Source organism: Bacillus sp. ES1-5, assembly GCF_022487605.1.
Lineage (GTDB): Bacteria > Bacillota > Bacilli > Bacillales > Bacillaceae_G > Bacillus_A > Bacillus_A wiedmannii.
Window position 1 is genome coordinate 134,221 of sequence record NZ_JAKVPU010000001.1, and the last position, 15,952, is coordinate 150,172.

The following is a 15,952-nucleotide window of genomic DNA, read 5'->3' on the forward strand; positions in this document are numbered from 1 at the left end:
ATCGGCTTAATGTTATTGAAACACTTGCGGGAATTGTTTTACGATTGCGTTTGTTATCATATCAGCCATTTCTAATGCTTCTTTTTCAATTTTATCGTATAGTTTTACGCTTGCTTCAAAATCTTTATTTAGGAAGGCAAGCGCTTCTGCTTTCGTAAGTGCTAAATGTTCATAAAACATTTTTCTGAATTCTTCTTTTTCTATATATGGGTTGATGCTAGTAAGAAATGCTACAATTTCATCACCATTAGCGTACCATTTTTTCTCTATAGCGGCAGCTGCATTTTGATCACCAGCTTTTGCGGCTTTAACTAGATCCGCTGCAATGACTAAGTGGTCTTTAATTAGCGCACTATATTTTTTTACAGCATCCTCACCATAGAATGGTTCAAGTGATAGTCCCATATGTGTTGCATTTTGAAGAAGACGCCCAACTGTAACGTTAACGTCTGGTAAATTAAAGACAATACTTATAATAGCTAATCTTGTCCAAGCGACATGTTGTTCCCATAAAGAACGCATATAACCTTTTAAAAAGTTCTCGTTTTTACTAATTCGGTAATTACGTACAGATGTATCAAAGTGTACATAAGGGTTATGATAGGGGGAGTAATACGATTGCCAATAAGAATACATAAACGGTAACACTCCTTTGAACATGTATAACTCAAAGTATGATGGGAATTTATTTTTAGTTACGTGTCCTAGATTAATTTCAGAAATTGATATGGAAAAAGATGAAGAATTTTATTGTGGTATATATAAATAAAATGAATATGATATTAAACAAGGCTCTGCAAGGGAAGTTGCAGAGCCTCAAAAGGGTATTGCCGAGATGTCGGACTCGACTAAGTAATGTTATCATAAAATTCTATTAAAAAAACCTGGTAAATGTGTCCAAATGAAAGTGGATCTTTAATAAAGTCAAAGGGATCCGCTTCCCGCAGCAGATCCCTTTAACTAGATAATGTTGATGAGCAAAAACTCATCTAGAGTACTTTTATAGTAACAAGTGAAAATCGTTTTGTGTATTGAGAAAAAAAGAATTACTTCAATAAATGTTAAGAACTTATATTTTACTTCTTGTTATTATCATCATTTGTTGTGAGTGGAGTATGGTTATAAAATGGAGAAAAGACATGTAAACATATATAAGTGTACTGAATTAAATAATAATCAAAAAAGACCTGCTTATAAAAGTAGGTCAAATTAAGGGGTTTTATCCAACAGAATATTTCATATGATAACAGCTGTATTATAGGAAGTCTATAAGGTATATATTGAGAAAATTATTATGGATAGTATCACATACACACATTAACGTTTAAAAAGTTGAAAAAGAAAATGAAAAAGCTTTCTATAAGAAAATAATGGCTGATACTTATAATACGATTCATATTTCCACGCATCATGATTCGAGAATTGGAGTTGGTTCGGTACTGTTTTCTGCTTGATGGAACTAATATTCTGCTGCTTCATATAGTAACCTCCTGAATTCATATGTATAAGACTAGTAGTATTCAAGGAAGAGTAATAAAATGTATATCTATTTTGTAATTCATTTTATATGTACTTTATTTATGTTTTAAAATTTATAAACATACATAGCCATTAAAATACTGTTGCTAAACAACCTTTAAAACGTAGAGAAGCGTAAAATAATGAAAAAGTAAGCTGTTAGTCATGTATTCAGCACTTTCATGACGCATAAGTGATGATATAATAGGAATAGATGAAAGATAAAGAAAAGCAGGTGACTCTTTTTTGTTTACAAAAGCACAAGAACTTTTAGCGTCTTATTTCGGTTATTCGTCATTCCGAAGAGGACAAGATGAAACAATTAAAAATGTATTAGATGGGAAAGATACTGTCTGTATTATGCCTACAGGTGGTGGTAAGTCAATTTGTTATCAAATTCCCGCATTAGTATTCGAAGGAACGACATTAGTTATTTCACCATTGATTTCACTTATGAAAGACCAAGTAGATACATTAGTACAAAACGGTATTTCAGCTACTTATATTAATAGTTCTATTTCGATTGCGGAAGCGAATCAACGAATTCAATTAGCAAAACAAGGACATTATAAGTTACTTTATGTGGCGCCGGAGCGTCTTGATTCAATGGAATTTGTTGACCAACTTATCGATATGAAAATCCCGATGATTGCAATTGATGAAGCGCACTGTATTTCGCAGTGGGGACATGATTTCCGTCCGAGTTATTTACATATACATCGCATATTAGATTATCTTCCAGAAAAGCCGCTTGTACTAGCATTAACTGCGACGGCAACACCACAAGTTCGTGAAGATATTTGCAACACGCTTGGAATTAATCAAGAAAATACGATTATGACAACGTTTGAGCGCGAGAACTTATCATTTTCTGTTATTAAAGGACAAGATCGTAATGCATATTTAGGGGATTATATTCGTCAAAATCAAAAAGAATCTGGGATTATATATGCAGCTACTAGAAAAGTTGTTGATCAATTGTATGAGGATTTAATGAAAGCGGGAGTTTCTGTATCAAAATACCATGCTGGTATGAGTGATAACGATCGAAATGAGCAGCAGGAACTCTTTTTACGTGATGAAGTGAGTGTAATGGTAGCGACATCTGCGTTCGGGATGGGAATTGATAAATCGAATATTCGTTACGTTATCCATTATCAACTGCCAAAAAACATGGAAAGTTATTACCAAGAAGCAGGCCGTGCAGGCCGTGATGGATTAGATAGTGCGTGTATATTGCTATATTCTTCTCAAGATGTGCAAGTACAGCGCTTTTTAATTGATCAATCGACAGGAGAGTCTCGTTTTTCAAATGAACTTGAAAAACTGCAAAATATGACTGACTACTGTCATACAGAACAATGTTTACAATCATTTATTTTGCAATACTTTGGAGAAGAGCCGAAGGAAGATTGTGGTCGCTGCGGTAATTGTACGGACGACCGCGAAAGTATCGATGTGACGAGAGAATCACAAATGGTTCTATCTTGCATGATTAGAACGAACCAACGATTTGGAAAACAAATGATTGCACAAGTTTTAACTGGTTCAAAAAATAAGAAAGTTATTGAATTTAATTTTCATACGTTACCAACATACGGATTACTATCAAATCGTAGCGTAAAAGAAGTTAGTGAATTTATTGAGTTTCTAATTTCAGATGAGTTGATTGCAGTTGAACATGGTACGTATCCAACATTAAAAGTAACAGAAAAAGGGAAAGAAGTATTATTAGGTAAAGAGAATGTTTTACGTAAAGAACGAGTAGAGACAAGACAAATTGTTCAAGATCATCCTTTATTTGAAGTGCTTCGCGAAGTACGTAAAGAAATTGCGCAAGGAGAAGGTGTACCTCCATTCGTTATTTTCTCTGACCAAACGTTGAAAGATATGTGTGCAAAAATGCCGCAAAGTGACTCTGAACTTTTAACTGTGAAAGGGATCGGCGAACATAAACTTGTGAAGTATGGTTCTCACTTCTTACAAGCAGTTCAGCACTTTATTAAGGACAATCCAAACTATGCTGAAACAGTTAAAACAGAAGTGGTGACAGAGCGGAAAAAGTCAGGAAAAGCTTCAGCAAATTCTCATTTAGAAACGTATGAAATGTATAAACAAGGCATTGATCTAGATGAAATTGCGAAAGAACGTGGCTTATCAAGACAAACAATTGAAAATCATTTAATTCGCTCTTTTGAAGATGGAATGGGAATAGACTGGAACAGTTTTGTTCCTGCAGAATATGAATCACTGATTGAAACTGCCGTGCAAAATGCAGAGGGTGGTCTGAAATCAATTAAGGAACAACTTCCAAATGAAGTGAGTTACTTTATGATTCGTGCATATTTACAATTTAGAAAGTAGATATATATAAAGGGGATAGGGATATATGCATCACGTTTTCGTGTATGGCACATTAAGAAAAGAGCAAACGAATGCCCATTTTATGCAAGGTGCAATATGCATCGCAGACGGAGCATGGACGTATGGTAAATTATTTGATACAAACGAAGGGTATCCGGCAATGATTTGTTCAAATGAGGACAAAGTATACGGAGAAGTTTATGAAGTAAATGAGGTTGTTCTGCAAAAATTAGATGAACTTGAAGAATATACAGGTAATGCAGAAAGTGATTTATATGACCGAATCACCGAAACGGTTTATTTAGGTGATAGAGAAATACGTGCATTTGTGTATGTTGCTCAAGATATAGGGATACTGAAAAAAGTTATCATTTCTGGTGATTGGGTGATGTATCAAAAAGGTAAATAAAAGTAGCGGAAGAGCAGATAGTGGAATCATCCATTATCTGCTTTTTATATTGGTACTTTCAAAATTCTTATTATTTTGATAAATTGTAAATATAGGGAAATTAGAATGGTTTTTTCATGGGTGTCAGAGATTTAGTTTTTCACCTGTAGAAGAAAAAACTATTGCAGGAGGAGAATAATAATGAACGAATTAGATGTGAGAGAATTTTACGAAAAACAATTCAAACTATCCAATTACGATATCAATACAGAAAGCTGGTTAGAGCAAGTTGCTAAAGAAGTTAAAGAACAAGTTGGATATCCATTTCAGTCGATGTTGGAACTAGGTGCAGGAAATGGTGGATTCGCAAGGGCGATGGCTAAGTTAGATGTAAAAATGACTACTGTTGAGCTTGTACCAGAGTTAGTTATGTTTGCAAAAGAACATTCTACTAATGATATAGATATTCATTGCGCTGATTTTTATAAAATTAATTTTGAAGAAAAGTTTGATGTTGTTAGTTATTTAGATGGATTTGGTGTAGGAGCAGATGATGAACAATTGATTCTATTAAAACGCATTAAAAACTGGATGAAGGATGATGGATGTGCACTTATTGATATGTATCAACCATTGTATTGGAAAAAAGCAAGTGGACAAGAAATGACCTTAAGTGCAGCTATGCGAAAATACGAATATGATAGTATAAATGAAAGAATGTTAGATCATTGGTGGCATCCGAATAATCCCAACGATATAGTCACACAGTCTTTACGATGTTATACGGTAGATGAGATTAGCAATCTATGTGCTGAAGCTGGATTAAGTATTGTAGGGTTCTTCCCAGGTGGAGCATATGATTTTGAAAAACGAAAATATAAAGAATTAGCAACATTAAATGAATGTTTGGCATATCGAATTAAAGTAAGGAAGAGTAGGGATTAATCTCTACTCTTTTTTGATTTAGAAAATTCTTACTAAAGCTATTGACTTTATAAATGGATTTTTAATACAATTATATTTCGACTGAAAAATTAGAACGGACAGGAGGGAATCATCAAATGAACAACATTTTTGAGGTAGAGTTACAAAGGATGAAAGATACATTAAGTACGATGGATGATCAATTAGAACAGCTCGAAAAAATTCCGGTTTATTATGGAGATGATTTTAAAGAACAGATTCTAGAAAGTATGAGGGAGTCTAATAGACAAAACTTACGTATTGGTGTGCATGAGCCATACTTTGGGAGACTAGACTTTCAAGAGGATGGCAAGGAAGATGTTATGCCGATTTACATCGGTAAAGTAGGTGTTTCAGATAAAGATACGATGAAACCAATTGTAATTGATTGGCGGGCACCTGTCGCAAGTATGTTTTATTCATTTACCGGTGGAGATGAATTAGCGTTTTATCAATCACCAGACGGATTAGTAGAAGGTGATGTTTATTTAAAGCGAAATATCTCTATCCGAAAAAGAGAACTAGAACGTGTTGTTGATACATACGTGAAAGGAAATGAAGATGTATCGCATGCCGATGATTTTCTTCTATATCGATTAGGTGAGAATAAAGATAATAAACTAAAGGATATTGTTTCGACGATACAATCAGAGCAAAACGATATTATTCGTGCGGAAAGAAACTTACCATTATTAATTCAAGGGGTTGCAGGGAGCGGAAAAACAACAATCGCTTTACATCGCCTTGCTTTTTTAATTTATGAATATCGTGAGCAGCTAGAAGCTGAGAGAATGATTGTATTCGCTCCGAATAGTCTGTTTTTAGACTATATTTCGAGTGTACTACCTGAATTAGGTGTAGGGAATATTAGTCAAACAACATTTCCAGATTGGGCATTACGTACGTTAGATGATTCGGTGAAACTGAAGCAGACAGAAGAAAAATTGATAGAAGCATTTTCTATTAATCGTGATGAAGAAAAGGTTATGCTCGGTAAATTGAAAGGTACACTAGAATTTAAGTCCTTTATTGAAGAGAGAATGATTCAATTTGAAAATGAATTAGTACCAACAAGTGATTTTGAGGCATGGGACAAAGCTATTATTCCAGTAGAAGACATAAAAAAATGGATGCAAGTGGAATATAAACATTATCCATTAAAGAAAAGAAGAGAAAGATTAGTCGGCCGAATGAAGCGCTGGATTGAAATTGAACTGAAAAAGTATGGAGAAACAAACGAGAAGAAATTATTAAAAAAAGAAGCGACAAAGAGATTGAACACTTATATGAAGTTTTGGCCGAAAATGAGCCCACTTTCACTATATAGTTCAATATTGAAAAATAAAGAAATACTCGAAGTATTGCCTGAAGAACTTGTGAAAGAAACTGAAAAGAGTTGTCGTAAAAAAGAAGTGTATGTAGAAGATTTACCAGCTTTAATTTACATACATCTCCGCATAACAGGTATTGAAATCGGACAGAAATTTCATCACGTCGTTATTGATGAAGCGCAAGATTTTTCACCATTCCAAGTTTACGTATTAAAAGAAATTACACTAGGTAATTCTTTTACTATATTAGGTGATTTATCTCAAGCAATTTATGATTATCAAGGGATTGAAGATTGGAGTGCTTTTAAAGAAGTGTTCCAAGAAACAGGTTATTATGAACTGACAAGAAGTTATCGTTCTACAAAAGAAATTATTGAATTTGCGAACGAGATAATTAAAAATGCAGAGATTCCAGTGGGGCTCGCAACACCAGTTTTTCGCAGCGGTGAAGATGTTAAAGTAATCCATACAGAAGATCAATTTAATGAGATTATGAAGACGTTAAAACATCTACAAAATGAAGATGTGAAAACAATTGCGGTAATAGGAAGAACAGACGATGAATGCCGCGATTTATATGAGAAATTAACAAATGCAGGATTAGCTGTAAACGTCATTGAAGCAGATCAAAGTAAATATGAAGGTGGTATTTCAGTAGTACCTGTATACTTGGCAAAAGGGTTAGAATTTGATGCTGTTCTATTAATCGATGTTGATGAAGAACATTATAAAAATACGAAACATGATGCGAAGTTACTATATGTCGGATGTACAAGGTCACTTCATGATTTATGGATTTTCCATAGCGGAGAAGTATCACCTTTAATTAATGGAATAAAATAAATATGAAAAACAAGAGGCTTTTCTAGTAACAATAAGAAGAACCTCTTGTTTTTCTATATAAAGACATGGAGAGAAAATAACTATGATAACAAAAGTAATAACAAAAAGAAATTGGGAAATCGCAAAGGTAGATGGAGAAGTTAATGAAGCTTCACTTAAAGAAGAGGGATTTATTCATTGTTCATTTTTACAGCAAGCTTTAAAAGTTGCTGTAAAACATTTTAGTCATGAAGAAGATGTTTTATTACTAACAATTGATCCATCCTTAATAAAAGCAGATATAAAATATGAACTTGCTTCTAACGGTCAAGAATATCCGCATGTATATGGGGTAATTCATATTGAGGCAATTGTAGATGTTACTCCATTTACTAAAGAAAAAGGAGAGTTTATATTATAAGAGGTACAAAATTAAGATTGTAATAGCCGTTTAAATTAACAAAAAAAGCACAAATAATATAATTTGTGCTTTTTTATTATCTATTTTTTGTAAATATGCATTGTTTTTATCACACTAATACTGTACGATACATAGTATAAAACATATACTGTATGACATATAGTAATGGAAATGAGGTGAGTGAATGGATACTTTATTAAATTCGTTAATTACTGAATTAAGAAGAGGTACATTAACATTAGCGGTTTTAAGCCAGTTAAGAACACCGCAGTATGGGTATTCACTTGTCCAATTATTGGAGCAATCAGGGATCACAATCGATCAAAGTACTCTATATCCACTACTTCGCCGATTAGAAAAGCAAGAGCTAGTGACGAGTAGTTGGGATAAAACGGAGAGTAGACCTCGTAAGTATTACGTTTTAAGTGAATATGGATTAGAGATATTTTTGCAGTTAAAAAAGGCATGGATAAAGGATTCGAAAGAACTTTATAACTTATTAAAGGAGGAGGACAAGAATGAATTTGATTGATATTTATGTCGAAGAAGTAGCGAAGAGATTACCTGAAAAAAATCGTGAAGATATTATTCTTGAACTACGGTCAACTATCGAGGATATGTTACCTGATGAGTATAATGAGGAAGATGTAAACAGTGTCCTTGAAAAATTGGGAAGCCCAGTTTCATTGGCTAATGGCTATCTGGATAGACCGATGCATTTAATTGGACCACGTTATTTTGATGTATATACGACATTGTTAAAAATGATCATACCAATAGCAGCTGTTATCGCACTTATTGCAATGGTTGCAGAAAATTTTGTAGGATATAATGGTGAGCAAGCGGTATTAAATGTTATTTTAAATTTGATAGGTAAAGGGATTGGGGAAATTATCGAAGTAGGCCTCCATGTGTTTTTCTGGTTGACACTTGTATTTGCAATTTTAGAAAGAACAGATAAAGACAAAGGTACCCAACCGCTGACTACAAGTTTAAAAAAATGGACGCCTGATGATTTAAAAAATACTTCGTATGTTCCAAAGAAAAAGTCGATCTCAAAGTTCGAAGTATTTGGCGGGTTAATGTGGACGGCAATATGGGCAACACTTTATTTTTATGCGAATCATCTTGTAGGTGTATATCATGGTACAGAAAACGGACTAAAGTTTGTCGCGCCAACTTTTAATCAAGATGTGTTACTTCAGTATTGGCCAATCGTTGTAATTATGATTGTGTTTGAAATAGGGATATCTCTTTATAAGTTAGTACAAGGACAATGGACGAAAAAGTTGGCAATTGGGAATGCTTTTCTTCAAATAGCTGGAACAATAGTATTCATTGTAATTGTAGTAAATCCGCATTTATTTAACGAAGGATTTATTACGTATGTGGCAAATGTGTTTACTACTTCTCCAGAGGAATTTAAAAAGTGGTTAATTGGTGGAGGTATAATCATTTATATTTTATCTGCAGTATTAAATATATTTGATGGTTTCCGAAAAGCTCGTATTCGTATGTAGGAGTGAAAGAAAAGAAGATATACTTTATGAAAGGAAGAAAGCAATGATAAGGGAAGCAACGAAACAAGATATAACAAACATTTTAGATATTTATAATGATGCTATATTGTATACAACGGCCGTATATACGTATAAACCTGTAACCCTTGAAAATAGAATAGACTGGTATGAACAAAAAAAGGCTGAAAGTTATCCGATTTTAGTATACGAATTAGATAATAAAGTAGTAGGATTTGCGACATTCGGGCCGTTTAGAGCTTGGCCTGCCTATAAATATTCAATTGAGCATTCTGTTTATGTTCATAAGGAATATAGAAAAAATGGGATAGGAACTTCTTTAATGAAAGCATTGATCACAGTTGCAAAAGAAAGGGAATATATGACCTTAATTGCTGGAATTGATGCAGAAAATGAGAAAAGCATTGCCTTACATGAAAACTATGGATTTGTTCATACTGGGACAATAAAAAAAGCTGGTTATAAGTTTAATAGGTGGTTAGATTTAGCTTTTTATCAATTGGAGCTTAATGGTCCTAAAAGGCCTACGGAAGAATAGATATTTGCGTTTTGCTTAGTATTTCTTTTAGAAAGGTAGCATGGAGAAATTTCATGCTACCTTGTTTATTGTATGCATAAATATCACGTAACAAAAAAGGTTTTTTATATTCTATATCGAATTTTGAGAAGATGATAAAACTATATAAAAATAGGTAAGGATATGTATTTACAAAAAGTATAGCAAAGGCATACTAGGGGGTGAGTGATTGAAAAAAAACTTAAAAACTTCAACAATGATCATTTTAATTTTAACAATTATCGCTATTGAAGTTGGAATGGCGATTTATGATCATAATCTGTCATTGGATACGATTTACTTTGCAGCAATCCTCATTTGTATTGTATTGCTTTTTGGCACACGTGTTTCTGAAGAGAAAGCAAGTACATCGAAAGAGAGACGAAGAAAAACAGCACTTATATTTTGGCCATCTATTTTATTGTCTATCGCTTGTTTTGCCGTTATAAGTTATATAAGAATAGGCTATGTCTCTGTACCAGGGATAATTGGTTTTTCATGCTTTGTTACTTATGGTGGATTCGTATTTATTAGTATTTTAAAAAGGAAAAGTAAAAATTAAAGGTAGCTTACTAAGTTGAAAGGAATAAATATATGAAACATATAGAAAGTGGTACTCGAACTGAAGGAGAATACATAAAAAATAAAGTAATTCAATATAACATGTCGATTTTAAGAGATGAAGCAAAACAGCCGATGGAACAAGTAAGTTTCGTAGTAAAAGATGAGGATGGAAAAATTTTTGGCGGGGTAACAGGAACGATGTATTTTTATCATCTTCATATAGATTTTTTATGGGTTGATGAAACAGTTCGTCATGATGGTTATGGTAGTCAACTGTTACATAAAATTGAAGTCATCGCGAAGGAAAAAGGGTGTAGATTAATATTATTAGATTCATTTAGTTTTCAAGCACCAGATTTTTATAAAAAGCACGGCTACCGAGAATATGGTGTTGTTGAAGATCATCCTAAAGGACATAGTCAACACTTTTTAGAGAAGCGGTTATAGTAATAGTATTCGTGCTCTAGAAGAAAAATTGATTTTAAAAGCATCGCCAAACAAGGTGATGCTATTTTAAATTTAAAGCAACTACTCAAGCTGATGTAATTATGGGGACAAATAGTACGATTCGTATAGCTATAATTTTCTTTTCTAATGGAAATGAGTTACTGTCTTTGTAGAAGACACTTGTCGTATTTACTATATGTACTAGCAAATACTATTGAATTTTTAGGAGAGGAAGAGCAATAAGACGAGCTCTGAATATAATACTAATAAAGGAGGTGTTAAGAAATGGGTTACATTGTAGATATTTCAAAATGGAACGGTAATATTAACTGGGATGTAGCCGCTCCACAACTAGATTTCGTAATCGCTAGGGTACAAGATGGTTCAAATTATGTAGATCCTTTATATAAAAATTACGTACAAGCAATGAAAACAAGAAATATTCCTTTCGGTAATTATGCATTTTGCCGATTTATTTCAATTGCTGATGCGAAGAAGGAAGCGCAAGATTTTTGGAATCGAGGTGATAAGAGCGCTACAGTTTGGGCGGCTGATGTAGAAGTAAAAACAATGGATGATATGAGAGCCGGTACACAAGCTTTTATCGATGAATTACGCCGACTAGGAGCTAAGAAAGTTGGCTTATATGTTGGTCATCATGTATATGAACCATTCGGTATGGCGAACGTAAAAAGTGATTTTGTATGGATTCCTAGATATGGAGGTAATAAACCAGCATATCCTTGTGATATTTGGCAATACACCGAGACAGGTGATGTACCAGGTATTGGCAAATGTGATTTAAATCAATTAATAGGAAATAAGCCACTTTTCTGGTTTACTGAATCAGTACCAAAACAAGAAAATATACAAGCACAAGTTTCTAAACAAAATATTATTCAATCTGGAGCCTTTTCACCTTATGAAACTCCAGATGTTATGGGAGCATTAACTTCTTTAAAAATGACTGCTACCTTCATTTTACAATCGGATGGTTTAACGTATTTTGTTACTGAACCTACTAGTGATACGCAATTAAACGCTATGAAAGGCTGGCTTGATCAAAAAGGTTGGTGGTATGAAGTTAAATAGCTCCTATATGTGAAAAAAGAAGAGCCATTAAACAAGACGGCTCTTCTCAAGTTATTATTGAATCTTGCTATTCAAATAATTTATCCATTAAATCTTGGATTTCACGTCTTCTTTTATCTGTTTCGTTCTTATCAATTGTATACGTATCATTTTCGATTATAAGAACATCACCTTCTTTTGCAGTGGAAGGGATTTTGGATTTAGGTACATCAATTGTCACGTTATTCACTTCAATTACTGCTAGTTCGCCTTCAAAACGGTCAATAATACCTCTTTTCATAATTATCTCTCCGTTCTTACAGAAATATTTGAACCATCACTATTAATAACTACAGTGCCATTTAAATCTGTTCTATATACATTAACAGACATTGCATTTAACTTTGCCAAAGTTTCCTGTGTAGGATGGCCATAGCGATTACCTGCACCGGCACTGATCACAGCGATACTTGGTTTCACTGCATCTAAAAATGGCTGAGAAGAAGATGTCTTACTTCCATGATGACCAGGTTTTAATACATCAGATTTTAGGTTAGAACCATGTGCTAGAACCATATCTTTTTCACTTTTAGATTCAGCATCACCAGTAAATAAGAAAGATTTGCTACCGTGTGTTACTTTTAATACCGCACTCCACTCATTTAGGTCGTTACCGTATTCTTTTACGGGAGCTAAAAATTGTGAGTTTAAACCGTTGATTGGTAAAGTTACTCCAGATTTCGCTTCTTTAATTGTTAATCCTTTGTTAGCTACTGCAGTTAGGAAGTCTTTGAACGTTTGTGTCGTATGACTTACTTTAGGGACGTAAACGTTTTTTACATTCATAGCATAAAGCACTTCATCTAATCCGCCTACATGATCAGCATCAGGATGAGTGGCAATCATATAATCAATAGTTTGGAATCCTAATCCTTTTAAATAATTTGCTACTACTTTACCTTTGCCGTTGTTACCAGCGTCAATAAGGATTGTTTCTCCACTTGGAGATTTAATAAAAGTAGCATCACCTTGTCCGACATCAATATAATGTACCTCTAAGTTACCTTTAGGATTAGGAAGAGCTGGACGGAAATTTGGTTCTAATACACGAGCCAAAAATGCAGCGAATTGCTCACGAGTTACTTTTACACCTGGACCAAATGTACCATCAGGCAATCCAGTGGTGATATTATTTTGTGCTAAAATTTTGACATAATTGTAACCCCAGTGAGTAGATGGAACATCAGGGAAATTGACGTCAGTACCTGTAGGCTTCAAATCAAAAGTTTTAACTAAAACTTTTGCCATTTCTGCACGAGTTAATGAGCGATCAGGGAAATAGTTTGTTTCACGTTGTACAATGTTATTATGTGCTAACTTATGTACAGAATCATAGTAATAGATACCTTTGGCTACATCGGAAAAAATATGATTATAGCTAGATGGTTTTTCTAATTTTAATGATAAATCTAGCATTAAGGCCATTTGTCCACGAGTTACATCATCACTCGGTTTAAAAGTTCCTTCTGGCGTACCTTTAATGATACCTTTATCCGATAAATAGTTAATTTCTTTAATTGCCCAATGATTAGATTGGACATCAGGGAAAGATTTAGCACTTGTAAAATTAGGGATGAATAATGATAAAATTATGACAAATGCTGTTAGTAATAAACTAAACTTTTTCAAAAGATCGCCTCACTTTGTGTATTTTTTACCTAATTAACTTTACCAGTTCTTGCAAGAAATTCAAGTTTTAATAGTTATAAATAATATGAGAAATGCTTTTGGTATTATATTCATTAGTTTTCTCTTATTCTTTATATTTGATATACGTAATATGAAAGGATAAGAGTAACGATTGCAATTGTAAAATCGATATTATAAATTTATTTTATGAAGTTTTTTTGTAACAGGTTGGATTCTATAGTTTTATATTGAAAGAAGTAAAGTAAGATAAATTATATATAATGAGAAATTTGATGGGAGAAGGAAAATGTACACGTATAAATTGAAACATGAACAACCAATTTGCGTAGAAAAAATAAAAAAACTTTATGATTCTGTCGGTTGGTGGCCAGAAAGAAAAGAAATCGATATTCGAAAAATGTTAAAGAATAGTATAGCAATTGGAGTATGGGAAGAAAATGAATTAATTGGATTTGCTAGAGTTGTTTCTGATGGTGTTTTTCGAGCGTACATAGAAGATGTTGTTGTGCATGAGAGTGTAAGAAATAAAGGCATTGGGGAGAAGATGCTTACAATGTTACTTCAGGAGATATCTCATGTTCATATTGTTAGTCTATTTTGCGGGGAAAAACTAATAAAGTTTTATGGTGAACAGCAATTTCAAGTGACAAAGCAAATTGTGATGCATCGTAATCAAATAGTGAAAGAATAAGAGGTGCCAATGAGAATGAATGTAACAAGAACATATTGTTTATCAAAAAGAAAAGCGACTGAAGATTCTCCTGATGGTTGGAATGCAACATGTATGAGGCTTAATAATAAAATATTTGCGATAATAAACCATGAAGAAGGAGAAACAGCTGCGATTACATTAAAATGTGATCCAGAACTTGCACTAAGATTAAGAGAGGAGTATCCAGAAGCAATCATTCCGGGGTATCATATGAATAAAAAACATTGGAATACAGTGTATATACATAAAGATGTAGAGCAAGAGAAAATTAACAAAATGATTGATTGGTCGTATGATTTAGTTCTACAATCATTTTCAAAGAGAAAGCAGAAAGAGTTATTAGATTAGTATGTATAAGGGGTGGAAGTAATGAAAGACACGATCAAAGATACATATGATAAATTAGCGAGTACATATAAAGAAAATCTAGACTTGGCAAATCCATATAACAGTTATTATGAAAGACCAGCGATGATGGAGATGATTCCAAAGAATTTAGAAGGGAAGAGTATATTAGATGCTGGATGTGCAGCTGGGTGGTATACTACTCAATTTGTAGAAAGAGGAGCAAATGTTACTGCAATTGACGTAAGTTCTGAAATGGTAAAAGCTGCAAAGGAAAGTACAGGTAATAAAGCAACGTTTCTTTGTCATGATTTGCAAGAAGTATTACCATTTGAAGATAATACTTATGATGTTATTGTAAGTTCGTTAACGCTTCATTACTTAGAAAATTGGAATAAAGTATTTCAGGAGTTTCATCGAGTATTGAAGCCAGGTGGCGAATTTATATACTCCATTCATCATCCTTTTATGGATTTTACAAAGTTTCCTTGTGAAAATTATTTCGAAAAACAATTATTAGTAGATACTTGGGTTAAACCAAATATTACAATAGAAGTTAGCTTTTTTAGAAGATCACTCCAAGATATAATTAATGAAACAACAAATTATTTTGTGCTAGATAAAATGGTAGAACCGAGGCCTGTTGAAAAGATGAAAGAAGTAAACGAAAAGTCATATCATTATTTAAATACAAATCCACATTTTCTTATTATGAAAGCCATTAAAAAATAGCTAGTAAAATAATTATATTTTACTAGCTATTTACAGTTTTAAATTACATATTAGGAGATTTTGATATGAATACGAAACGAAATAGGTTATTATATGCACTATTTACTATCGTTGTAATTATTTTAGGTCTTAGCTCAAGAAAGTTAGCTTTTGCGTTACCTCATTTATTAAACGAGTATTTAGGCGACGCTTTGTGGGCATTGATGATTTTTACTGTATTTGGATTTTTATTTCCTAAAACAGAAACGAAGAAATTAGCTTTTATTAGTTTGCTATTTTGCTACGGGATTGAAGTGAGCCAATTGTATCATGCTGAATGGATAGATAGCATTCGTGCAACGACTTTAGGTGGACTCGTATTAGGTTACGGATTTTTGTGGAGTGATTTAGTTGCTTATACAATAGGTGTTGGGATTGGAATGTTTTGTGAGTTTATGTTAAGGAATAGATAAAAGATGTAAGAAGGGGTA

General features: G+C 33.1%; 19 protein-coding genes. 15 read left to right on the forward strand and 4 right to left on the reverse strand.

Translation table 11 applies throughout. From position 1 onward, the window contains the following. Positions 1-12: 12 nt before the first annotated feature. Both MKO96_RS00745 and MKO96_RS00750 read right to left on the reverse strand, forming a co-directional pair. A complete protein-coding gene (locus MKO96_RS00745; protein WP_137052833.1) occupies positions 13-636 on the reverse strand; it encodes an acetylglutamate kinase in 624 nt (207 codons plus the stop codon). A 681-nt stretch (positions 637-1,317) separates the two neighbouring features. Beyond that, the gene (locus MKO96_RS00750; protein ID WP_240586311.1) at positions 1,318-1,479 is read right to left on the reverse strand and encodes a hypothetical protein; all 162 of its coding nucleotides are present in this window, start codon (positions 1,477-1,479) and stop codon (positions 1,318-1,320) included. A 285-nt stretch (positions 1,480-1,764) separates the two neighbouring features. Here MKO96_RS00750 and recQ point away from each other — a divergent pair, with 285 nt between their 5' ends. The 11 genes from recQ (at position 1,765) to MKO96_RS00805 (ending at position 12,004) form a co-directional block, all read left to right on the forward strand. After that, positions 1,765-3,882, forward strand: coding sequence for a DNA helicase RecQ (gene recQ / locus MKO96_RS00755; RefSeq protein WP_240586312.1), 2,118 nt, complete (start codon positions 1,765-1,767; stop codon positions 3,880-3,882). A 25-nt stretch (positions 3,883-3,907) separates the two neighbouring features. After that, entirely contained in the window at positions 3,908-4,291 is a 384-nt protein-coding gene (locus tag MKO96_RS00760; protein ID WP_087980673.1) for a gamma-glutamylcyclotransferase family protein, read from the forward strand. 180 nt (positions 4,292-4,471) lie between these two features. After that, positions 4,472-5,215 (forward strand): class I SAM-dependent methyltransferase, encoded by a 744-nt coding sequence (locus MKO96_RS00765; protein WP_240586313.1) that lies wholly within the window; start codon positions 4,472-4,474, stop codon positions 5,213-5,215. Between the two features lie 116 nt (positions 5,216-5,331). Continuing rightward, positions 5,332-7,407: a HelD family protein gene (locus MKO96_RS00770; RefSeq protein ID WP_240586314.1), complete on the forward strand. Its 2,076-nt coding sequence runs from the start codon at positions 5,332-5,334 to the stop codon at positions 7,405-7,407. A gap of 82 nt (positions 7,408-7,489) precedes the next feature. After that, complete coding sequence (locus tag MKO96_RS00775; protein ID WP_087980670.1) at positions 7,490-7,807, forward strand: DUF952 domain-containing protein; 318 nt, start codon at positions 7,490-7,492, stop codon at positions 7,805-7,807. Between the two features lie 184 nt (positions 7,808-7,991). Further along, on the forward strand, positions 7,992-8,339 hold the full coding sequence (locus MKO96_RS00780) for a PadR family transcriptional regulator (RefSeq protein WP_087980669.1): 348 nt from the start codon (positions 7,992-7,994) through the stop codon (positions 8,337-8,339). Then, on the forward strand, positions 8,326-9,327 hold the full coding sequence (locus MKO96_RS00785) for an HAAS signaling domain-containing protein (protein WP_240586315.1): 1,002 nt from the start codon (positions 8,326-8,328) through the stop codon (positions 9,325-9,327). The genes MKO96_RS00780 and MKO96_RS00785 overlap by 14 nt, the downstream gene beginning before the upstream one ends. A gap of 43 nt (positions 9,328-9,370) precedes the next feature. Then, entirely contained in the window at positions 9,371-9,883 is a 513-nt protein-coding gene (locus MKO96_RS00790; RefSeq protein ID WP_240586316.1) for a GNAT family N-acetyltransferase, read from the forward strand. A 208-nt stretch (positions 9,884-10,091) separates the two neighbouring features. Beyond that, positions 10,092-10,463, forward strand: a complete 372-nt coding sequence (locus MKO96_RS00795; protein WP_240586317.1) for a hypothetical protein — start codon at positions 10,092-10,094, stop codon at positions 10,461-10,463. A gap of 32 nt (positions 10,464-10,495) precedes the next feature. Next, positions 10,496-10,912, forward strand: coding sequence for a GNAT family N-acetyltransferase (locus MKO96_RS00800; RefSeq protein WP_240586318.1), 417 nt, complete (start codon positions 10,496-10,498; stop codon positions 10,910-10,912). A 285-nt stretch (positions 10,913-11,197) separates the two neighbouring features. After that, positions 11,198-12,004 (forward strand): GH25 family lysozyme, encoded by an 807-nt coding sequence (locus MKO96_RS00805; protein ID WP_087980664.1) that lies wholly within the window; start codon positions 11,198-11,200, stop codon positions 12,002-12,004. Positions 12,005-12,071: 67 nt separating this feature from the next. Here MKO96_RS00805 and MKO96_RS00810 read toward each other — a convergent pair whose 3' ends face one another. Together MKO96_RS00810 and MKO96_RS00815 are read right to left on the reverse strand one after the other, a co-directional pair. Continuing rightward, positions 12,072-12,284, reverse strand: a complete 213-nt coding sequence (locus MKO96_RS00810) for a DUF3006 domain-containing protein (protein ID WP_240586319.1) — start codon at positions 12,282-12,284, stop codon at positions 12,072-12,074. Between the two features lie 2 nt (positions 12,285-12,286). Beyond that, on the reverse strand, positions 12,287-13,672 hold the full coding sequence (locus MKO96_RS00815) for an S-layer homology domain-containing protein (protein WP_240586320.1): 1,386 nt from the start codon (positions 13,670-13,672) through the stop codon (positions 12,287-12,289). Between the two features lie 307 nt (positions 13,673-13,979). On the opposite strand from MKO96_RS00815, the gene MKO96_RS00820 reads away from it, so the two are divergent. The 4 genes from MKO96_RS00820 (at position 13,980) to MKO96_RS00835 (ending at position 15,934) form a co-directional block, all read left to right on the forward strand. Next, a complete protein-coding gene (locus MKO96_RS00820; RefSeq protein ID WP_240586321.1) occupies positions 13,980-14,384 on the forward strand; it encodes a GNAT family N-acetyltransferase in 405 nt (134 codons plus the stop codon). A gap of 15 nt (positions 14,385-14,399) precedes the next feature. Further along, a complete protein-coding gene (locus MKO96_RS00825; RefSeq protein ID WP_240586322.1) occupies positions 14,400-14,753 on the forward strand; it encodes an MmcQ/YjbR family DNA-binding protein in 354 nt (117 codons plus the stop codon). Between the two features lie 21 nt (positions 14,754-14,774). Next, the gene (locus tag MKO96_RS00830) at positions 14,775-15,482 is read left to right on the forward strand and encodes a class I SAM-dependent methyltransferase (RefSeq protein WP_240586323.1); all 708 of its coding nucleotides are present in this window, start codon (positions 14,775-14,777) and stop codon (positions 15,480-15,482) included. Positions 15,483-15,547: 65 nt separating this feature from the next. Continuing rightward, entirely contained in the window at positions 15,548-15,934 is a 387-nt protein-coding gene (locus MKO96_RS00835) for a ribosomal maturation YjgA family protein (RefSeq protein WP_240586324.1), read from the forward strand. The last annotated feature ends 18 nt before the right edge of the window (positions 15,935-15,952 follow it).

Bases quoted from the DNA above. Each gene is read 5' to 3' on its own strand.
- MKO96_RS00745 (WP_137052833.1), bottom strand. From the start codon at position 636: ATGTATTCTTATTGGCAATCGTATTACTCCCCCTATCATAACCCTTAT.
- MKO96_RS00750 (WP_240586311.1), bottom strand. From the start codon at position 1,479: ATGAAGCAGCAGAATATTAGTTCCATCAAGCAGAAAACAGTACCGAAC.
- MKO96_RS00760 (WP_087980673.1), top strand. From the start codon at position 3,908: ATGCATCACGTTTTCGTGTATGGCACATTAAGAAAAGAGCAAACGAAT.
- MKO96_RS00765 (WP_240586313.1), top strand. From the start codon at position 4,472: ATGAACGAATTAGATGTGAGAGAATTTTACGAAAAACAATTCAAACTA.
- MKO96_RS00770 (WP_240586314.1), top strand. From the start codon at position 5,332: ATGAACAACATTTTTGAGGTAGAGTTACAAAGGATGAAAGATACATTA.
- MKO96_RS00775 (WP_087980670.1), top strand. From the start codon at position 7,490: ATGATAACAAAAGTAATAACAAAAAGAAATTGGGAAATCGCAAAGGTA.
- MKO96_RS00780 (WP_087980669.1), top strand. From the start codon at position 7,992: ATGGATACTTTATTAAATTCGTTAATTACTGAATTAAGAAGAGGTACA.
- MKO96_RS00785 (WP_240586315.1), top strand. From the start codon at position 8,326: ATGAATTTGATTGATATTTATGTCGAAGAAGTAGCGAAGAGATTACCT.
- MKO96_RS00790 (WP_240586316.1), top strand. From the start codon at position 9,371: ATGATAAGGGAAGCAACGAAACAAGATATAACAAACATTTTAGATATT.
- MKO96_RS00800 (WP_240586318.1), top strand. From the start codon at position 10,496: ATGAAACATATAGAAAGTGGTACTCGAACTGAAGGAGAATACATAAAA.
- MKO96_RS00805 (WP_087980664.1), top strand. From the start codon at position 11,198: ATGGGTTACATTGTAGATATTTCAAAATGGAACGGTAATATTAACTGG.
- MKO96_RS00810 (WP_240586319.1), bottom strand. From the start codon at position 12,284: ATGAAAAGAGGTATTATTGACCGTTTTGAAGGCGAACTAGCAGTAATT.
- MKO96_RS00820 (WP_240586321.1), top strand. From the start codon at position 13,980: ATGTACACGTATAAATTGAAACATGAACAACCAATTTGCGTAGAAAAA.
- MKO96_RS00825 (WP_240586322.1), top strand. From the start codon at position 14,400: ATGAATGTAACAAGAACATATTGTTTATCAAAAAGAAAAGCGACTGAA.
- MKO96_RS00830 (WP_240586323.1), top strand. From the start codon at position 14,775: ATGAAAGACACGATCAAAGATACATATGATAAATTAGCGAGTACATAT.
- MKO96_RS00835 (WP_240586324.1), top strand. From the start codon at position 15,548: ATGAATACGAAACGAAATAGGTTATTATATGCACTATTTACTATCGTT.